At 40.8% G+C, this 18740-nt stretch carries 18 protein-coding genes; 17 read left to right on the top strand and 1 reads right to left on the bottom strand.

What is annotated here, in order from left to right:
• The first annotated feature begins 28 nt into the window (after positions 1–28).
• From rpsF to ADJ60_RS03030, 11 genes are all read left to right on the top strand, one after another.
• Entirely contained in the window at positions 29–319 is a 291-nt protein-coding gene (gene rpsF / locus ADJ60_RS03080; protein WP_001151778.1) for a 30S ribosomal protein S6, read from the top strand.
• Positions 320–330: 11 nt separating this feature from the next.
• Positions 331–801, top strand: a complete 471-nt coding sequence (gene ssbA, locus ADJ60_RS03075) for a single-stranded DNA-binding protein SsbA (protein WP_000609606.1) — start codon at positions 331–333, stop codon at positions 799–801.
• A gap of 31 nt (positions 802–832) precedes the next feature.
• On the top strand, positions 833–1072 hold the full coding sequence (gene rpsR / locus ADJ60_RS03070) for a 30S ribosomal protein S18 (protein WP_000068664.1): 240 nt from the start codon (positions 833–835) through the stop codon (positions 1070–1072).
• Between the two features lie 99 nt (positions 1073–1171).
• On the top strand, positions 1172–1675 hold the full coding sequence (locus ADJ60_RS03065; protein ID WP_049543385.1) for a GNAT family N-acetyltransferase: 504 nt from the start codon (positions 1172–1174) through the stop codon (positions 1673–1675).
• A gap of 81 nt (positions 1676–1756) precedes the next feature.
• On the top strand, positions 1757–3157 hold the full coding sequence (locus ADJ60_RS03060; RefSeq protein ID WP_049543383.1) for a bifunctional Cof-type HAD-IIB family hydrolase/peptidylprolyl isomerase: 1401 nt from the start codon (positions 1757–1759) through the stop codon (positions 3155–3157).
• A 1-nt stretch (position 3158) separates the two neighbouring features.
• A complete protein-coding gene (locus ADJ60_RS03055) occupies positions 3159–3521 on the top strand; it encodes a S1 RNA-binding domain-containing protein (RefSeq protein ID WP_049543381.1) in 363 nt (120 codons plus the stop codon).
• Between the two features lie 52 nt (positions 3522–3573).
• Positions 3574–4323 (top strand): tRNA1(Val) (adenine(37)-N6)-methyltransferase, encoded by a 750-nt coding sequence (locus ADJ60_RS03050; RefSeq protein ID WP_016398575.1) that lies wholly within the window; start codon positions 3574–3576, stop codon positions 4321–4323.
• The gene (locus ADJ60_RS03045) at positions 4313–4597 is read left to right on the top strand and encodes a GIY-YIG nuclease family protein (protein WP_049543378.1); all 285 of its coding nucleotides are present in this window, start codon (positions 4313–4315) and stop codon (positions 4595–4597) included. The genes ADJ60_RS03050 and ADJ60_RS03045 overlap by 11 nt, the downstream gene beginning before the upstream one ends.
• An 84-nt stretch (positions 4598–4681) precedes the next feature.
• A complete protein-coding gene (locus tag ADJ60_RS03040; RefSeq protein WP_009731484.1) occupies positions 4682–5617 on the top strand; it encodes a manganese-dependent inorganic pyrophosphatase in 936 nt (311 codons plus the stop codon).
• A 63-nt stretch (positions 5618–5680) separates the two neighbouring features.
• Entirely contained in the window at positions 5681–6193 is a 513-nt protein-coding gene (locus ADJ60_RS03035) for a YiiX/YebB-like N1pC/P60 family cysteine hydrolase (protein ID WP_049543375.1), read from the top strand.
• Positions 6177–6824, top strand: a complete 648-nt coding sequence (locus ADJ60_RS03030) for a DUF1803 domain-containing protein (RefSeq protein WP_049543373.1) — start codon at positions 6177–6179, stop codon at positions 6822–6824. Before ADJ60_RS03035 ends, ADJ60_RS03030 begins: the two co-directional genes overlap by 17 nt.
• A 41-nt stretch (positions 6825–6865) precedes the next feature.
• Here ADJ60_RS03030 and ADJ60_RS03025 read toward each other — a convergent pair whose 3' ends face one another.
• Positions 6866–8311: a UDP-N-acetylmuramoyl-L-alanyl-D-glutamate--L-lysine ligase gene (locus ADJ60_RS03025; protein ID WP_049543372.1), complete on the bottom strand. Its 1446-nt coding sequence runs from the start codon at positions 8309–8311 to the stop codon at positions 6866–6868.
• 105 nt (positions 8312–8416) lie between these two features.
• Between ADJ60_RS03025 and ADJ60_RS03020 the strand changes: the two genes are divergently transcribed.
• The 6 genes from ADJ60_RS03020 (at position 8417) to ADJ60_RS02995 (ending at position 18704) form a co-directional block, all read left to right on the top strand.
• Positions 8417–10042, top strand: a complete 1626-nt coding sequence (locus tag ADJ60_RS03020) for a putative polysaccharide biosynthesis protein (RefSeq protein ID WP_049543369.1) — start codon at positions 8417–8419, stop codon at positions 10040–10042.
• 202 nt (positions 10043–10244) lie between these two features.
• Complete coding sequence (locus ADJ60_RS03015; RefSeq protein ID WP_049543366.1) at positions 10245–12203, top strand: peptide ABC transporter substrate-binding protein; 1959 nt, start codon at positions 10245–10247, stop codon at positions 12201–12203.
• 315 nt (positions 12204–12518) lie between these two features.
• The gene (locus ADJ60_RS03010) at positions 12519–12974 is read left to right on the top strand and encodes a hypothetical protein (protein ID WP_049543364.1); all 456 of its coding nucleotides are present in this window, start codon (positions 12519–12521) and stop codon (positions 12972–12974) included.
• Positions 12975–13244: 270 nt separating this feature from the next.
• Positions 13245–14339 (top strand): cystathionine gamma-synthase, encoded by a 1095-nt coding sequence (locus ADJ60_RS03005; protein ID WP_049543362.1) that lies wholly within the window; start codon positions 13245–13247, stop codon positions 14337–14339.
• A gap of 7 nt (positions 14340–14346) precedes the next feature.
• Positions 14347–15513, top strand: a complete 1167-nt coding sequence (locus tag ADJ60_RS03000; RefSeq protein ID WP_049543360.1) for a MalY/PatB family protein — start codon at positions 14347–14349, stop codon at positions 15511–15513.
• Positions 15514–15605: 92 nt separating this feature from the next.
• On the top strand, positions 15606–18704 hold the full coding sequence (locus ADJ60_RS02995) for a DEAD/DEAH box helicase (protein ID WP_049543358.1): 3099 nt from the start codon (positions 15606–15608) through the stop codon (positions 18702–18704).
• Positions 18705–18740: the final 36 nt, after the last annotated feature.

The raw sequence follows: 18740 nt of genomic DNA, 5'->3' as shown, positions 1-18740 counted from the left end.
TCATTAGACCAAAAGGAGGAACATATCAATGGCTAAATACGAAATTCTTTATATCATTCGTCCAAACATTGAAGAAGAAGCTAAAAACGCTTTGGTAGCACGTTTTGACTCTATTTTGACTGACAACGGTGCAACTGTTGTTGAATCAAAATCTTGGGAAAAACGCCGTCTTGCATACGAAATCAAAGATTTCCGTGAAGGACTTTACCACATCGTTAACGTTGAAGCAAACGACGATGCAGCTCTTAAAGAGTTTGACCGTCTTTCAAAAATCAACGCTGACATTCTTCGTCACATGATCGTCAAAACTGACGCGTAAGAAGGTAAACTATGATTAACAATGTTGTACTTGTAGGGCGTATGACACGTGACGCTGAGTTGCGTTATACCCCATCAAATGTAGCAGTTGCGACTTTTACTCTTGCAGTAAACCGTACATTTAAGAGTCAAAATGGCGAACGTGAGGCTGATTTTATCAATGTCGTTATGTGGCGCCAACAGGCTGAAAACCTTGCTAACTGGGCTAAAAAAGGCTCACTTATCGGGGTGACAGGTCGTATCCAGACTCGTAGTTACGATAATCAGCAAGGACAACGTGTCTACGTGACAGAGGTCGTGGCTGAGAATTTCCAAATGTTGGAAAGCCGTAGTGTGCGTGAGGGTCATACAGGTGGAGCTTACTCTGCACCAACTGCAAACTATTCAGCACCTACAAATTCAGTACCAGACTTTTCACGTGATGAAAATCCATTTGGAGCAACAAATCCATTGGATATTTCAGATGATGATTTACCATTCTAATGGACAACTAAAATTATAAAGGAGAAAAAACATGGCTCAACAACGTCGTGGCGGATTCAAACGCCGTAAAAAAGTTGATTACATCGCAGCAAACAAAATTGAATATGTTGATTACAAAGATACTGAGCTTCTTAGCCGTTTCGTTTCAGAACGTGGGAAAATCCTTCCTCGTCGTGTAACAGGAACTTCAGCTAAAAACCAACGTAAAGTAACAACAGCTATCAAACGCGCTCGCGTAATGGCTTTGATGCCTTTCGTAAACGAAGATTAAAGAAAAGACCCGGTTGGGTCTTTTTTTCACGAGATAGTTTTTTTCTGACCTTGGCGTGCTATAATGGTAATAGAAAGAATACAGGTGGGTAAGTCAAAGATGAATTGCACGATTAGAAATATGATTAAGTCTGATATTGAATCCTTATCTCATGGATTTATGAATCAAGGTTGGCCTGGTAGAGAGGAAATTTTGGCTAGATATTTTCTGGAACAGGAAAGTGGGGAGAGAGAAGTCTTAGTTGCAGAGATTGATGGTGCTGTAGCGGGTTACGTTACCATTTTGCCCTCTGCTAAACATGGTCCTTTTGCAGAAGTCTATCCAGAATTATCAGATTTTAATGTGTTTGAGCCTTTTCGAAATCAAGGGATTGGGAATCAATTGCTAGAAGAAGCAGAAAAACGAGTCAAGTTTGTTTCGAGTAAGATCACTCTTGGTGTAGGTTTGCACTTGGGGTATGGTCCTGCCCAGAGATTGTATATCAAACGAGGCTATATTCCAGATGGGACAGGTGTCTGGTATCGAAATCAACCCTTGGAAATGAATGCAACTAGCCAAAATAATGATGATTTGGTTTTGTATCTAGTAAAGGAATTCGGATAAGAGACAAGGATTTTATTGGGGATGTGGGATTTCTCTACTTTATGGTATAATGGAAAGAGTTAGATTGAAAGAGGTAGTGAGATGGATGCCAAATTAAGATACAAGGCAAAGAAGATCAAGATTGTCTTTTTTGATATTGATGATACATTGCGGAATTCAAAGACAGGTTTTATTCCAGCTTCAATCCCAACTGTTTTTAAGCAATTACGTGAGAAAGGAATTTTGACAGGTATTGCTTCTGGACGAGGGATTTTTGGTGTCGTTCCGGAGATTCGTGAGCTCAAGCCTGACTTTTTTGTGACCTTAAATGGAGCCTATATCGAAGATAAAAAAGGTCAGGTTATTTATCAACATAAGATTGAGAAGTCAGATGTTGAGGAGTATATCTCTTGGGCCAAGCAAGAGGGAATTGAGTATGGTTTGGTTGGGAGTCATGATGCCAAGTTGTCGACTCGCACCAATATGATTAGTGAGGCTATCAATCCAATTTATCCAGATTTAGATGTAGATCCTGATTTTCATGAAAAAGAAGATATCTATCAGATGTGGACTTTTGAAGATAAAGGAGATGACTTGCACTTGCCTGACAGTCTCTCTGATAAACTTCGCATGGTTCGTTGGCATCAACATTCGTCTGATATTGTGCCGATTTCAGGCTCCAAAGCGACGGGTGTGGAAAAGGTTGTGGAACATCTTGGCTTGAAACCAGAGAACGTCATGGTCTTTGGAGATGGGCTCAATGACTTGGAACTCTTTGATTATGCTGGAATCAGCGTTGCAATGGGAATTTCTCATGATAAGATCAAAGAAAAAGCAGATTATATTACAAAAACATTAGAAGAAGATGGCATTTTTGATGCCTTAGAAGGATTTGGTATGGTAGAAAAAGAATTGCATTTCCCACAAGTAGATATTGAAACAGTAGAAGGTCCTATCGCGACTATTAAGACCAATCACGGAGACTTGCGTATTAAGCTCTTCCCTGAACATGCTCCTAAAACAGTAGCTAACTTTGTTTCTCTTTCTAAAGATGGCTACTATGATGGTGTCATTTTCCACCGTATTATCAAGGACTTTATGATCCAAGGTGGAGACCCAACTGGAACTGGTATGGGTGGCGAGTCAATCTACGGCGAATCATTTGAGGATGAATTCTCAGAAGAACTTTACAATGTCCGTGGTGCCCTTTCCATGGCCAATGCTGGTCCAAATACCAACGGCAGCCAATTCTTTATCGTGCAAAATCAACACCTGCCTTATTCTAAGAAAGAAATTGCTCGTGGTGGTTGGCCAGAACCGATTGCGGAAATCTATGCCAACCAAGGTGGCACTCCTCATCTAGACCGCCGTCACACGGTTTTTGGTCAGTTAGCTGATAAAGCTTCTTACGCTGTCTTAGATGCCATTGCTGCTGTTGAGACAGGAGCTATGGATAAGCCAGTTGAAGATGTTGTGATTGAAACAATTGAAATCGAGGACTAAGATGAAAATCGGTGATAAGCTAAAGGGGCGTATTACAGGGATTCAGCCCTACGGTGCCTTTGTTGAGCTAGAGACGGGTGATACAGGGCTGATTCACATTTCAGAGATTCGGACAGGCTTTATTGAAAATATCCAAGAAGCCTTGAAAGTCGATGAAGAGGTTCAAGTGCAAGTAGTGGATTTAGATGAATTTACAGGGAAAGCTAGTCTTTCTATCCGTACTTTAGAGGAAGAAAAGCACCAGTTTCCGAGACGGCGACGCTTTTCAAGCGACCGTTTTAACTACGGCTTCGCTCCTCTCAAACGAATGATGCCAATTTGGACCAAGGAAGCCCTTCAACATTTGAAGAAGCAGAAGAATTAGTTAGAAATCTATATTCTTTGTAATGTTAATATAAATTTGCTATAATAGGACCATGGAAGAAGAACAATTATTAAAATCAGGAGAGCGCATTAACCAGCTCTTTTCGACAGATATTAAAATCATTCAAAATAGAGAGGTTTTTAGCTATTCGGTGGATAGTGTTCTCTTGTCACGTTTTCCACGTTTTCCTAAAAAGGGCTTGATAGTGGATTTTTGTGCTGGTAATGGAGCGGTGGGGCTATTTGCTAGCACTCGTACTCAGGCACAGATTTTGGCTGTTGAGATTCAGGAGCGTTTGGCGGATATGGCTGAACGCTCTGTCCGTTTGAATGGTTTAGAAGAGCAGATGGAGGTCATCTGTGATGATTTGAAAAATATGCCTGCTTACATCCAGGGAAGTAAGGTGGATATGATTTTGTGTAATCCACCCTATTTCAAGGTGGATCCTCATTCCAACTTGAACGAGAGTGAACATTATCTCTTGGCGCGCCACGAAATCACGACCAATTTGCAGGAAATCTGTCGTAGTGCCCAGAGTATTCTCAAGTCTAATGGGCGTTTGGCCATGGTTCATCGTCCTGATCGCCTCTTGGATATCCTGGACATGTTGCAACGGCACAATCTAGCGCCTAAGCGCCTGCAGTTTGTTTATCCAAAAAGAGAAAAGGAAGCCAATATGCTTTTGATTGAGGCTATCAAGGATGGTTCAACAAGTGGCTTTAAGGTCTTACCACCTCTCATTGTTCACAATGATGATGGCTCTTATACGCCTGAACTTGAAGAGATTTATTATGGATCATAAGGCTTATATGTACGTACTGGAGTGTCGTGACGGATCCTACTATACAGGCTATACGACTGATGTGATGAGACGCCTCGCTGTCCACAATAGTGGGAAGGGAGCCAAATACACACGAGCACGCTTGCCAGTCAAACTTATCTATGCTCAAGGTTTTGCCAGTAAGGAAGAAGCCATGTCAGCTGAAGCCCTTCTCAAGCGTAAGAAGAGGCCGCAGAAGGAAAGATTTTTATCTGAAAACCAAGAAAAAAATTTAATCAGTTATTTTGAAGAGTAGAGGGGAGTTCTTTGACTCCTCTTACTTTTGTCAAAAATTGAAAAAAATGCTACAATAAAGAGAATAAAGAAACGAGGTATTATCATGTCTAAGATTCTAGTATTTGGTCACCAAAATCCAGATTCAGATGCCATCGGGTCATCTGTAGCCTTTGCTTATCTTGCAAAAGAAGCTTATGGCTTGGATACAGAAGCGGTAGCTCTTGGGACTCCAAATGAAGAAACAGCTTTTGTTTTGAACTATTTTGGTGTGGAAGCACCGCGCGTGATCACATCTGCTAAAGCAGAAGGTGCAGAACAAGTCATCTTAACAGACCACAATGAATTCCAACAATCAGTTTCAGATATTGCTGAAGTTGAAGTTTATGGTGTTGTGGACCACCACCGTGTGGCTAACTTTGAAACTGCCAGCCCACTTTACATGCGTTTGGAACCAGTTGGATCAGCATCATCTATCGTTTACCGCATGTTCAAAGAGCATGGCGTAGCTGTTCCAAAAGAAATTGCAGGTTTGATGCTTTCAGGTTTGATTTCAGATACCCTTCTTTTGAAATCTCCAACAACACACCCATCTGATAAGGTGATTGCGCCTGAATTGGCTGAATTGGCTGGTGTGAACTTGGAAGAATACGGTCTTGCTATGCTCAAGGCTGGTACAAACTTGGCAAGCAAATCTGCTGAAGAATTGATTGATATCGATGCTAAGACATTTGAACTCAACGGAAACAATGTTCGTGTGGCTCAAGTGAACACAGTTGATATTGCTGAAGTCTTGGAACGCCAAGCTGAAATCGAAGCAGCCATCCAAGCCGCAAATGCAGCTAACGGCTACTCTGACTTTGTCTTGATGATTACAGACATCGTCAACTCAAACTCAGAAATTTTGGCTCTTGGTGCTAATATGGACAAGGTAGAAGCAGCTTTCAACTTCAAACTTGAAAACAACCACGCTTTCCTTCCAGGTGCTGTTTCACGTAAGAAACAAGTGGTACCACAATTGACTGAAAGCTTTAATGCATAATCATAGATGGGAAAGCCCATTGTTAAAAAGGAGTTTCGGCTCCTTTTTTGCTAGGAGAGAAGTATGTTAGAAAATGGCGATTTGATTTTTGTAAAAGATGATTCGGATATAGGACAGGCCATCCAGGAATCTACTGGTCACTATAGCCATGTAGCCATCTTTTTAGACGAGAAGGTCTATCATTCTAGTGGGAAAGCTGGTGTTGTTTGTCAGGAACCAAGATATTTCTTCGAATCAGATTGTCTGTACGATATCTATAGCTATCCAAAGATAGATATTCAAAAGGTAAAGAAAAGAGCAGTCCAGCATCTGGGAGCTTCTTATAATTTTTCTTTTTATCCAGATGGAGATGGTTATTACTGTTCCCAGTTCATTACTGAACTACTTCCTATTTTTGAGCCCATTTCCATGAAGTTTGGTGATGATATACAGGAAATCAGTGATTTCTGGAGAGAATATTATCGAGATTTGGGGCTTCCTGTACCTCTGAATCAGTCTGGCACTAACCCGAGTCAATTAGCAGCATCACCACTTTTAGTTTGTAAAGAAAGGAATCTTCATGATTCAGATTTTTAATCCATCTCGCTTGACGCGACAATCATTCTTTAGAGATTTGGTAGACTATCTTGATCAGCATGACGATGTTATCCTCCGTGAAATCAAGGCTCAGTTTCCAGAGGTCGCAGTTGACAAGCTCTTGGAGGAATACATTAAAGCGGGTTTGATTTTGAGAGAAAACAAACGCTATTATCTCAATCTTCCCTTTCTAGAATCTACAGAATCTCTTGAACTAGACCAAGAAATCTTTGTGAGAGATGATAGTCCAATCTATCAAGAAATCCTGGAGAAAGATTTTAAGACAGAATTGCGCAATCAAACCAATGCAGCTATTTTAGAAGAGCACACCGATTTTGCAAGAGAAAAGATGACCTTGTCTAATTACTTTTACAAGGTCAAACACCAGTATCCGCTTACAAATGAACAGCAGAGACTGTATGAAATTTTAGGGGACGTAAATCCTGAGTATGCCCTCAAGTATATGACAACCTTTTTGCTCAAGTTCCTCAAAAAAGATCAACTCATGCAGAAACGCAGAGATATTTTCGTTGATAGCCTAGTCTTATTAGGTTACATCGTTCAAAATGAAGATGGAAAATATGAGTTGACTGTCGAATTTGATAAAGAAAAACTCATCTTTATAAAATAATAGAAGAAGACTAGGAAATTTCCTAGCCTTCTTTAAATTTACTATAGATAACGTTCTGCGATAGCTGCATCTCCAGGGTAGTCTTCCTTCTTGCCTTGGACGATTTGGTAGCAATCCGCTCCTTTACCAGCGATAATTACAGCATCCAGTTCTTGACTTGTAACAGCCATAGCAGTCTTGATGGCTTGCTCACGGTCAGCAATCTTTTCAACGGAATGACTGATATAGCTACTGATTTCATCTGCAATGGCCATCGGATCTTCGTAGTTTGGATCATCAGCTGTTAGAAAGACTTGAATTTCAGGATGTTGATTGAGGAGAAGTCCAAAGTCCTTGCGACGGCTTTCTCCCTTGTTTCCAGTTGAGCCAAGCACTAGAGCAATCTTTCCAGTTTGATGTGCTTCAACAACTGAGATTAGTTTTTTAAGACTGTCACCATTGTGGGCGTAGTCAATGAAAACTTTTGCGCCATTTTTCTGTGTGAGAACTTCCATGCGACCAGGGACGCGAGTAGACGCAATCCCTTTTTTGATATCTTCAAGACTAGCACCTAGACGAAGGCAGGCAAGTCCTGCAGCGACTGCATTTTCTTGGTTGAAGTGCCCAATCAACTGGATGTCATAATCTCCAGCTAATTTACCGATTGCTGAGAAGCTAAAGGCTTTGGAGTTTTCGATTTGGTTACTTGACTGGTTACCGTAGAAGTCATGCTCTTGGTTCTCAACTTGTTCTTTCAGAACAGAGAAGTGGTCCATATCGCTATTAATGACAACTGCTCTGCTATTTTTCATCAAGAGACGCTTGTGATAAAAATAATCTTCAAAGGTCGGATGCTCAATAGGACCAATATGGTCAGGACTAATGTTGAGGAAGACACCGACATCAAAGGTTAGACCATAGACACGTTTGACCAGATAGGCCTGACTGGATACTTCCATGATGAGGTGGGTACGGTCATTTTGCACAGCCTGATTCATCATATCAAAGAGATCAATACTCTCAGGGGTTGTTAATGCAGACTTAAAGAAAGTCTTGCCATCTAGAGTTGTGTTCATGGTCGAGAGCATAGCAGGTCGATGCCCTTGAGATAAGATGTTATAAGCGAAATAGGCTGCTGTTGTTTTACCCTTAGTACCAGTAAAGGCAAGGAGTTTGAGTTTTTCCTGTGGATTTCCATAAAATTCCATAGCTACCAAACTCATGGCTTTCTTGATATCGCTGACGATAATAGCAGGAATACCAACTTCATAGTCTTCTTCAGCCACATACCAACCGAGGCCTTGAGAGATGGCAGAAATCAGAAATTCCTTTTTAAAGGCAGCACCCTTGACGAAAAAGAGGCTCTTCTCTTTGGCCTTGCGGCTATCATAGCAGATGGTGTCAAAAACAACTTTGCTGTAGTTGTAGAGATAATGTCCTTGGTCGATAATCTCACGGAAGAGACCATCTTTCTTTAAAATATCTAATACGGTTTCAATCTTAATCATACTTTCTATTGTAAACCGAAAGTCCTAAATTTACAAGTGACAAGGAAAAGTTTATAATGGAAGATGAGGAATTTTTCCTAGTGATTAAAATTAAATGAGGAATCTATGTCTAACGAAAACAATCACCAGCAGGCCCAGATGTTACGGGGGACTGCTTGGCTAACGGCTAGTAACTTTATCAGTCGTCTACTCGGTGCCATTTATATCATCCCTTGGTATATCTGGATGGGGTCTTATGCGGCTACAGCAAATGGTCTCTTTACTATGGGCTACAATATCTATGCCTGGTTCTTGCTGATTTCAACAGCGGGTATTCCAGTTGCGGTTGCCAAGCAAGTGGCCAAGTATAATACCATGCGAGAAGAAGAGCATAGCTTTGCCCTGATTCGGAGCTTTTTAGGCTTTATGACGGGATTAGGTCTTATTTTTGCACTAGTCTTGTATGTCTTTGCTCCATGGCTAGCAGACTTGTCGGGTGTAGGGAAAGACCTGATCCCAATCATGCAGAGCTTGGCTTGGGCGGTCTTGATTTTCCCATCTATGAGTGTTATCCGAGGTTTCTTCCAAGGGATGAATAACCTGAAACCTTATGCCATGAGCCAAATCGCTGAGCAGGTCATTCGTGTTATCTGGATGCTTTTAGCTACCTTTATCATTATGAAGATTGGTTCAGGAGATTATCTAGCAGCGGTTACCCAATCCACCTTTGCTGCCTTTGTCGGCATGGTAGCTAGTTTTGCAGTTTTGATCTATTTCCTTGCCAAAGAAGGATTACTTAAAAGAGTCCTTGAAACAGGAGATAAGATAAACAGCAAGCGTCTTTTGGTCGACACCATTAAGGAAGCCATTCCTTTTATCTTGACAGGGTCTGCTATCCAGCTTTTCCAAATCTTGGACCAAAATACCTTTATCAATAGCATGAAGTGGTTTACAAACTATAGTAATGAAGACTTAATTGTCATGTTTTCTTATTTCTCTGCCAATCCTAATAAAATCACTATGATTTTGATTTCGGTTGGAGTTTCGATTGGGAGTGTCGGTTTGCCACTTTTGACTGAAAACTATGTTAAGGGGGACTTGAAGGCAGCTTCTCGTCTAGTTCAGGACAGCATCACCATGCTTTTCCTATTCTTGCTACCAGCAACGGTTGGAGTAGTCATGGTAGGAGAACCTCTCTATACTGTCTTCTATGGTAAGCCAGATAGTTTGGCTATGGGATTGTTTGTCTTTGCAGTTTTGCAGTCTACTATTTTAGGCTTGTACATGGTTTTGTCTCCAATGCTTCAAGCCATGTTCCGCAACCGCAAGGCCGTTCTCTATTTTATCTATGGTTCCATTGCCAAGCTGGTCTTACAACTGCCAACCATTGCTCTCTTTCACAGTTATGGACCTTTGATTTCCACAACCATCGGCCTTATTATTCCTAATGTTTTGATGTATCGGGACATTTGCAAGGTAACTGGTGTTAAGCGCAAGGTGATTTTGAAACGAACCATTTTAATCAGTTTGTTAACTCTTTTCATGTTTCTTGTAGTTGGGACATTGCAGTGGATTTTAGGATTTGTCTTCCAACCAAGTGGACGTTTGTGGAGTTTCCTATATGTAGCTCTTGTCGGTGCCATGGGGGGAGGAGTTTACGGATTCTTGAGTCTTCGTACCCGTTTATTGGATAAGGTGATTGGACAAGCCCAAGCTAATCGCTTACGAGCAAAATTAAGAATTTCTCAATAATTTTTTTATAAATAAAAGGGATAATTTGAACATTTCTATCATGAAATGCTTGAATTATTCTCTTTTTTATTAATTTGTATTATATTTTTTATAATTTGTAGATAGTAATTTAATTTTTCTTAAATTTTACTTAAAAAACTATTGACTAAATAAAACCTGTAATGTATAATAAGACAAATATTTAAATCAGGAGGTTCTGGAAATGAAAAAGTCTAAGGCCAAGTATGCAACGCTTGCAGGTGTCGTGTTAAGTGCAGGTATTTTGTTAAGTGCCTGTGGAAATTCTAGCACAGGGTCAAAAACATACAATTATGTTTATTCAAGTGATCCATCTAGTTTGAACTATCTAGCAGAAAACCGTTCAACAACTACTGATATTGTGACCAACCTGGTAGATGGTCTCATGGAAAATGACCAATATGGGAACTATGTCCCATCCTTGGCTGAGGATTGGAGTGTTTCTAAGGACGGTTTGACCTATACCTACAAACTGCGGAAAGATGCTAAATGGTATACTGCAGATGGAGATGAATATGCTCCTGTAACTGCCCAAGATTTTGTCACTGGTTTGAAATATGCGGCTGATAAAAAATCAGAAGCCTTGTACTTAGTGCAAGAATCCGTTGCAGGTTTAGATGACTATATCACTGGTAAAACAAGCGACTTTTCAACTGTCGGAGTCAAGGCTCTTGATGACCAAACCGTTCAATATACCTTGGCACGACCAGAACCTTACTGGAACTCAAAAACAACCTCAACTATTCTCTTCCCAGTCAATGCGGATTTCTTGAAATCAAAAGGGGATGATTTTGGGAAGGTAGATCCATCTAGCATTTTGTACAATGGACCTTTCTTGATGAAATCCTTTGTTTCAAAATCGGTCATCGAATACAAGAAAAATCCTAACTACTGGGATGCTAAAAATGTCTTTGTAGATGATGTGAAATTGACTTATTTTGATGGTAGTGACCAAGATGCGTTAGCACGTAATTTTACCGAAGGTGTTTATAGCTATGCTCGTCTCTATCCAAACAGTTCAAGCTTTGAAGGGATTAAAGAAAAGAATAAGGACAATATCATCTATAGCATGCAAGATGCTACTTCTTACTTCTTAAACTTCAATTTAGATAGAAAATCTTATAAATTCACTTCCAAGACAAGTGATGCTGAAAAGAAATCGACTCAAGAAGCAGTTCTGAATAAAAACTTCCGTCAAGCCATTAATTTTGCCTATGACCGTACAGCTTACGGGGCCCAATCTCAAGGAGAAGAGGGAGCAACTAAGATTTTGCGTAACCTCGTCGTTCCTCCAAACTTCGTAAGTATCAACGGAAAAGACTTTGGTGAAGTAGTAGCCTCTAAGATGGTTAACTACGGTAAGGAATGGCAAGGAATCAACTTTGCGGACGCCCAGGATCCATACTACAATCCAGAAAAAGCTAAAGCTAAATTTGCTGAAGCTAAGAAAGAACTCCAAGCCAAAGGAGTCCAATTCCCTATACACTTAGATAAAACTATAGATTTGGCTAATAAGGCTGAAATTCAAGGAATCAATTCCATGAAGCAATCAATAGAATCTGTCTTAGGTGCAGATAATGTTGTGATTGATGTTCATCAACTTTCTACAGAGGACTATGATAGTTCAGGTTATCTTGCTCAAACTGCAGCTCAGAAAGATTATGATCTTTACAATGGTGGTTGGACTGCAGACTATCAAGATCCTTCAACCTATCTTGACGTCTTTAACGTTAATTCTGGTGGTTTGATGCAAAATCTAGGTATAGAGCCAGGTGAAGCCAATGACAAGGCTAAGGCTGTTGGGCTGGATGTCTACACTCAAATGTTGGAAGAAGCTAATAAGGAGCAAGATCCAGCTAAACGTTATGAAAAATATGCGGATGCCCAAGCTTGGTTGGTGGATAGCTCTCTAGCAATTCCAAATGTTTCACTTGGTGGAACACCAACATTGAGAAAAATCGTTCCTTTCTCAACACCATATTCATTGGCTGGTAATAAAGGGGTTGAATCATATAAATACCTCAAATTACAAGATAAGACAGTTACAAAAGACGAATATGAAAAAGCCAAAGAAAAATGGTTGAAAGAAAAAGAAGAATCCAATAAAAAAGCCCAAGAAGAATTGGCAAAACATGTCAAATAAGGATTTTTCAAGAAAAACGATGGTTTCGAAAGAAGCTGTCGTTTTTTAATAGAATGATGGCAAATTTGGAAGAAAAGTGCGTACATTTTTTAATTGGTTTACTGGATTTATGCTATAATGAATATAACAAAAACGTGAGAAGCTATTTTTTAAATCCTCTTCCAGTGTTAACTGAAGTATGCACATGCTAGGGTAATGTTATAGGAGGGATGCTGTCTACTAAAAAAGTAAGATAAAACGCAATAATTGATAAGTTCTTCTTTTATGTGAAGAGTTCTTATCTGCCTATTTACTAATTTTTATGGAGGTAACATCATGGGAGCTATTATGGAGTTTGCAACAGAAAAACAGATTGAATCATTTCTCTCAACTTGCCACATTGAAGGGCAAAAGAATTTTCTGATGGCTTTTAAGAAAAAGACATGGTTGAAATCCTTTATTGATTTCTTCATTATAGGAGGGACTTACTATGTTCAGTCGAGTGTGAAGCCTAAGATTCTGGCATTCACACCTAAGGGAATCTACTTGATGGACATCAATGATGTAACAGAAAATCATTCTAATAAAGTCGTAGAGATGCCTTGGAATCAAGTTAAAGATTTTACTTATAAGACAGTCTTGAATACAGTTAGGCTGAATTGGAGCTATCAAAATGAAGACTTTATTTTTTCTGTGGATGTCGGTCAGATTAGTCAGCATGTGGGACAGTATCAATTTAACAAAGAGCATTATGACAATTTAGCCCAACAGGATTTCTTTCAGTCAAAGTAAACCCTAGCAAGGATTTTCACAAAAGAATCTGGAATATTTTCTGGATTCTTTTTAGCTTTACTATCTAATACTCAATGAAAATCAAAGAGCAAACTAGGAAGCTAGCCGCAAGCTGTACTTGAGTACGGTAAGGCGACGCTGACGTGGTTTGAATTTGATTTTCGAAGAGTATAAGTCTATAGTTTAAAACTATAACCAGCTCTTGAAAAGAAGAAAATGAGTTGATGAAAATAAGTGGTACAATAGTTACTATAGATTTGGAGGTATTGTATGAGCAAGGAATTACACATTAACACAATTTTGGCCCAGGCGGGTATCAAATCAGATGAAGCGACAGGTGCATTGGTGACACCGCTTCATTTTTCAACGACTTATCAGCATCCAGAGTTTGGTCAATCTACTGGATTTGACTATACGCGCACTAAAAACCCAACTCGTAGCAAGGCTGAAGAAGTCTTGGCGGCTATTGAGTTCGCGGACTATGCCCTAGCGACTAGCTCAGGGATGTCAGCTATTGTACTGGCCTTTAGTATCTTCCCAGTAGGAAGTAAGGTCTTGGCTGTGCGTGACCTTTATGGAGGTTCTTTCCGCTGGTTTAACCAAGTGGAGCAGGAAGGCCGTTTCCATTTTACCTATGCCAATACAGAAGAAGAGTTGATTGCCGAGTTAGAAAAGGACGTGGATGTTCTCTATATCGAAACCCCAACCAACCCCTTGATGTTGGAATTTGATATCGAAAAACTGGCAAAATTAGCTCATGCTAAGGGTGCCAAAGTGGTGGTGGACAACACTTTCTACAGTCCTATCTACCAACGTCCAATTGAAGATGGAGCCGATATCGTCCTTCATTCAGCAACCAAGTATCTAGCAGGTCACAATGATGTCTTGGCTGGAGTGGTTGTGACCAATAGTTTAGAACTATACGAGAAGCTTTTTTACAATCTCAATACGACAGGGGCAGTCTTGTCACCGTTTGACAGCTATCAATTGATTCGTGGTCTCAAGACCTTGTCTCTTCGTATGGAGCGCTCAACAGCTAACGCCCAAGAAGTGGTTGCCTTTTTGAAGGATTCTCCAGCAGTCAAGGAAGTTCTCTATACTGGTCGTGGAGGTATGATTTCCTTTAAAATAGCCGATGAAACACGCATTCCACATATCTTGAACAGCCTCAAGGTCTTCTCTTTTGCTGAAAGTTTGGGTGGAGTGGAAAGTCTCATTACTTATCCAACGACGCAAACTCACGCTGATATTCCAGCAGAAGTGCGCCATTCTTATGGTTTGACAGATGACCTCTTGCGTTTGTCGATTGGGATTGAGGATGCTAGAGATTTGATTGCAGATTTGCGCCAAGCCTTGGAAGGATAAGACAAAGATGAGGAAATATGATTTTACAAGCCTGCCCAACCGTTTAGGGCACCATACCTATAAATGGAAAGAAACAGAAACGGATAGTGAAGTTCTACCAGCTTGGATAGCGGATATGGACTTTGTAGTCTTGCCTGAAATTCGCCAAGCTGTGCAAACTTACGCTGATCAACTGGTTTATGGCTATACCTATGCCAGTGAAGAGTTAATTAAGGAAGTTCAAAAGTGGGAAGCCATACAACACGGTTACCACTTTGACAAAGAGGCTCTTGTCTTTATCGAGGGTGTGGTACCAGCCATCTCAACAGCTATTCAAGCCTTTACAAAAGAAGGCGAGGCTGTTTTGATTAACACACCTGTCTATCCACCCTTTGCACGCAGTGTCAAGTTGAACAACCGTAGATTGATTACCAATTCTTTGGTGGAAAAGGATGGTCTGTTTGAGATTGACTTTGATCAACTTGAAAAGGATTTGGTGGAAGAGGAGGTCAAACTCTATATCCTCTGCAACCCTCACAATCCTGGTGGACGTGTGTGGGAAAAGGAAGTGTTGGAGAAGATTGGTCAACTCTGCCAAAAACACGGTGTTTTCTTGGTTTCAGATGAGATTCACCAAGACTTGGCCCTTTTTGGTCACAAGCATCATTCCTTCAATACCATCAATCCTGACTTTAAAGAATTTGCTATTGTCTTGACTAGTGCCACTAAAACCTTTAACATCGCTGGAACAAAAAATTCATATGCAGTTATTGAAAATCATAAGTTGAGACTGGCTTACCAGAAACGCCAGTTGGCCAATAACCAGCATGAAATTTCAGGCTTGGGTTATTTGGCGACAGAAGCTGCCTATCGATACGGTAAAGATTGGTTAGAGGAACTCAAGCAAGTCTTTGAAGACCACATCAATTATGTGGTGGATTTATTTGGAAAAGAGACTAAAATCAAGGTCATGAAACCGCAAGGAACCTACTTGATTTGGCTTGATTTTTCAGCCTATGACCTGACTGATGAAAAATTACAAGAGCTTTTGAGAAATGAAGCCAAAGTTATCCTCAATCCTGGTTTGGATTATGGGGATGAAGGAAGTCTTCATGCCCGCCTCAATGTAGCCATGCCTAAATCTCTACTGCAAGAAGTTTGTCAGCGGATTGTGACGACTTTTGCCAAACGTTAAAAATCCAGCCTTCTAGGAGAAAAGTATCTCTAGAAGGCTATTTTCATAGGGGAAAATATGGTATAATAAAAAGATAAGGTAAAGGTAAAAATATGGCTAAATTGATTCCGGGGAAAGTCCGTATCGAAGGCGTTGCCCTTTATGAAACTGGTAAGGTTGACATTATCAAGGAAAAGAACAATCGGCTCTACGCTCGCGTTGCAGAAGAAGAACTGCGCTATAGTTTAGAGGATGATTTGGTTTTTTGCGCCTGCGATTTTTTCCAAAAGAGGGGCTACTGTGTGCATTTGGCAGCGTTGGAGCATTTTCTAAAAAATGATGAGCGTGGTCAGGAAATCTTGCAGAGTCTGGAAGAAGGTCATGAGGAAAAAGAGGCCGTTGAAACCAAGGTGACCTTGGGTGGAAAATTTTTGGAACGAATCTTATCTCCAAAATCAGACCGAGCCTATGAGTTGTCAGCTTTGGGTCAGGTGGAAGCAGGAAGCAATCATATCTTGTGGACTCTGAGAATCGGGCAAATCAATAGCCAAAAATACTACGTTATTCGGGATATTCCGCTTTTTTTAAGAGTCGTCGAGAAGAGAAAACCTTATATGATTGGCAAAACTTATGAGGAGTCTCTGTCTTGGGAAGCCTTTGATGAGGAAAGTCAAGAGCTTCTGACTTTCTTGCGGGGACTAACGGAGGAAGGACTAGCTCCAGACCTCTTTTTCCAAAACCAGGGTCGGCATCTCTTTTTCCCTCTGACTTTTTTTGAGCAGGGTGTGAATTTACTGATGACCTTGCCTCATTTTCAATTTGACCATCAAGTGGATAGCTACCAGACTCTGCTTTTTCAGGATATGCATGCTGATGCCAATCTATTTGCCTTTACAGTAACAGAATACTCGGACTATTTTGAAATGGAAATCAGTGAGAGTCCAAGAGTTAATGCCTTTTATCAGGGAGCTGTGCTTTTCCATAAAGGACAGGTTTATTTTCTAACAGACCAGCAGATGCGTCTTCTCAAGGAAATCAAAGCGCTGCCTTTGGATCAACATGGAAAGAAATACCTGCAATTTGATAGCAGTGACCGAGATAAGTTAGCTTCCTGTCTAACGCTCTTTAGCCAGATGGGCACCGTTGCAGCTCCAGAACGGTTACAAATCAAAACTTTTTCGCCCTCTTTTTACTTTGACAGGGAAGAAGATAATCGGATTCGTTTAGAGATTCAGTTTGATTATGGGGATAGGCAGGTATCAAGCCGACAAGAGCTAGAGGAATTACCTTTTTCGAGTGATGCTGACTTAGAAGAAAGAATTTTCCAAGTCTGTTTGGTTGCAGGTTTTGAAGCAGATTTTCAATCTTGGCGTCAGGCCTTAAAAGCGGAGTCTGTTTATCATTTCTTCCATGAAATCATTCCAGTATTTGAAAAACTCGGGAATGTTGATTTATCAGACAAACTAGAAGAGCTTTATAGCCTAGCGAGTCCTCAAGTGCAAATTGCTTCCAAGGGAGGTCTCTTGGAAATTCAGTTTGATTTTCAAGATATTTCCCAAGAGGAAATTGATCAAGCCATGCAGGCCTTGGTTGCCAATCAAGATTTTTATATTGATTCGTCTAATCAAGTCTACTTTTTTGATGAAGAAACCAAGAAAATTCGCCAAAATCTACAGGAACTGGGGCAGTTTGAATTAAAAGATGGGGCCTTGCAGGCTCGAAAATCTTTGGCTTATAGTTTAGCTCATCTTTTTGAAGGGCGAGACCGTGTTTCTTTTTCACAAGAATTCCAGAATTTTGCCCACGATTTGACGCATCCAGAGGACTTTCCTTTGCAAGTAACTCAGGTTAAGGCTGACTTGCGAGACTATCAGGAAAAGGGAATCGGATGGCTGCAAATGCTCCATCATTATGGTTTTGGTGGGATTTTAGCTGATGATATGGGATTGGGAAAAACCCTTCAGACCATTGCTTTTTTGACCAGTCAAGTGACAAAAGAAAGTCGGGTTTTGATTCTGGCTCCGTCGGGTTTGATTTACAACTGGGCAGATGAATTTCAGAAATTTTCCCCACAGTTGGATGTGGCTGTTGTTCATGGTTTGAAAGCTAGTCGTGAAGAGATTCTTGCTGAGAGTCATCAAATCTATGTGACGAGTTATGCTACCTTCCGTCAGGACAGTGATCTTTATCAGGGGATGGCCTTTGACTTCCTTTTCTTAGATGAAGCTCAGGTCATGAAAAATGCCCAGACCAAGATTGCCCAGACCTTGAGACAATTTGTAGTACCGTCGGTCTTTGCCTTGTCAGGAACTCCTATTGAAAATCATCTGGGTGAGTTGTGGTCTATTTTCCAAATTGTTATGCCAGGACTTTTGCCAAGCAAGAAAGAATTTATGAAATTGCCAGCTGAGCGCGTAGCTCAGGTTATCAAGCCTTTCGTGATGCGACGCAAGAAAGAAGAAGTTCTGACTGAATTGCCAGACTTGATTGAAGTGGTTTATAAAAATGAACTGGAAGACCAGCAAAAGGCTATCTATCTAGCCCAGTTGCAACAGATGCGAGACCGTCTGGCTCTAGTGTCAGATCAGGAATTCCAACGAAGTCGGGTGGAAATCTTGTCTGGTTTGATGCGCTTGCGCCAAATCTGTGACACTCCTGCCCTCTTTATGGAAGATTATCAGGGAGCCAGTGGCAAACTGGATAGTCTCCGAGATCTGCTGGTACAGGTGGCAGACGGCGGACACCGTGTCTTGATTTTCTCGCAGTTCAAGGGAATGTTGGAGAAAATTGAACAAGAACTGCCAGACTTGGGATTGACTTCCTTTAAAATTACGGGTTCAACCCCAGCCAAGGAAAGACAAGACATGACCAAAGCCTTTAACCAAGGGGAAAGAGATGCCTTTCTGATTTCCCTCAAGGCTGGTGGTGTCGGTCTGAACCTGACAGGTGCTGATACGGTTATTTTGGTTGACCTTTGGTGGAATCCTGCGGTGGAAGCGCAAGCTATTGGCCGTGCCCATCGGATGGGGCAGGAAGAAACGGTTGAGGTCTATCGCTTGGTGACCAGGGGAACCATTGAAGAAAAAATTCAAGAACTCCAAGAACAGAAGAAACATCTGGTGTCACAAGTATTGGACGGCACAGAGTCACGTGGCAGTCTGACCCTAGCAGAAATTAGAGAAATTTTGGGAATTTCTGAAGCCAGCACTTGAAAAATCAAGACAATACGCTATAATGAAGTGTTGAAA

This window comes from Streptococcus pseudopneumoniae (assembly GCF_001076775.1).
Taxonomy (GTDB): domain Bacteria; phylum Bacillota; class Bacilli; order Lactobacillales; family Streptococcaceae; genus Streptococcus; species Streptococcus pseudopneumoniae_G.
The sequence above is the reverse complement of the archived record's forward strand: the minus strand, read 5'-3'. Positions and strand labels throughout refer to the sequence as shown.

What these genes read in the sequence shown, in the direction of transcription:
- rpsF (WP_001151778.1), top strand. Translation starts at nt 29, where the DNA reads ATGGCTAAATACGAAATTCTTTATATCATTCGTCCAAACATTGAAGAA.
- ssbA (WP_000609606.1), top strand. Translation starts at nt 331, where the DNA reads ATGATTAACAATGTTGTACTTGTAGGGCGTATGACACGTGACGCTGAG.
- rpsR (WP_000068664.1), top strand. Translation starts at nt 833, where the DNA reads ATGGCTCAACAACGTCGTGGCGGATTCAAACGCCGTAAAAAAGTTGAT.
- ADJ60_RS03065 (WP_049543385.1), top strand. Translation starts at nt 1,172, where the DNA reads ATGAATTGCACGATTAGAAATATGATTAAGTCTGATATTGAATCCTTA.
- ADJ60_RS03060 (WP_049543383.1), top strand. Translation starts at nt 1,757, where the DNA reads ATGGATGCCAAATTAAGATACAAGGCAAAGAAGATCAAGATTGTCTTT.
- ADJ60_RS03055 (WP_049543381.1), top strand. Translation starts at nt 3,159, where the DNA reads ATGAAAATCGGTGATAAGCTAAAGGGGCGTATTACAGGGATTCAGCCC.
- ADJ60_RS03050 (WP_016398575.1), top strand. Translation starts at nt 3,574, where the DNA reads ATGGAAGAAGAACAATTATTAAAATCAGGAGAGCGCATTAACCAGCTC.
- ADJ60_RS03045 (WP_049543378.1), top strand. Translation starts at nt 4,313, where the DNA reads ATGGATCATAAGGCTTATATGTACGTACTGGAGTGTCGTGACGGATCC.
- ADJ60_RS03040 (WP_009731484.1), top strand. Translation starts at nt 4,682, where the DNA reads ATGTCTAAGATTCTAGTATTTGGTCACCAAAATCCAGATTCAGATGCC.
- ADJ60_RS03035 (WP_049543375.1), top strand. Translation starts at nt 5,681, where the DNA reads ATGTTAGAAAATGGCGATTTGATTTTTGTAAAAGATGATTCGGATATA.
- ADJ60_RS03030 (WP_049543373.1), top strand. Translation starts at nt 6,177, where the DNA reads ATGATTCAGATTTTTAATCCATCTCGCTTGACGCGACAATCATTCTTT.
- ADJ60_RS03025 (WP_049543372.1), bottom strand. Translation starts at nt 8,311, where the DNA reads ATGATTAAGATTGAAACCGTATTAGATATTTTAAAGAAAGATGGTCTC.
- ADJ60_RS03020 (WP_049543369.1), top strand. Translation starts at nt 8,417, where the DNA reads ATGTCTAACGAAAACAATCACCAGCAGGCCCAGATGTTACGGGGGACT.
- ADJ60_RS03015 (WP_049543366.1), top strand. Translation starts at nt 10,245, where the DNA reads ATGAAAAAGTCTAAGGCCAAGTATGCAACGCTTGCAGGTGTCGTGTTA.
- ADJ60_RS03010 (WP_049543364.1), top strand. Translation starts at nt 12,519, where the DNA reads ATGGGAGCTATTATGGAGTTTGCAACAGAAAAACAGATTGAATCATTT.
- ADJ60_RS03005 (WP_049543362.1), top strand. Translation starts at nt 13,245, where the DNA reads ATGAGCAAGGAATTACACATTAACACAATTTTGGCCCAGGCGGGTATC.
- ADJ60_RS03000 (WP_049543360.1), top strand. Translation starts at nt 14,347, where the DNA reads ATGAGGAAATATGATTTTACAAGCCTGCCCAACCGTTTAGGGCACCAT.
- ADJ60_RS02995 (WP_049543358.1), top strand. Translation starts at nt 15,606, where the DNA reads ATGGCTAAATTGATTCCGGGGAAAGTCCGTATCGAAGGCGTTGCCCTT.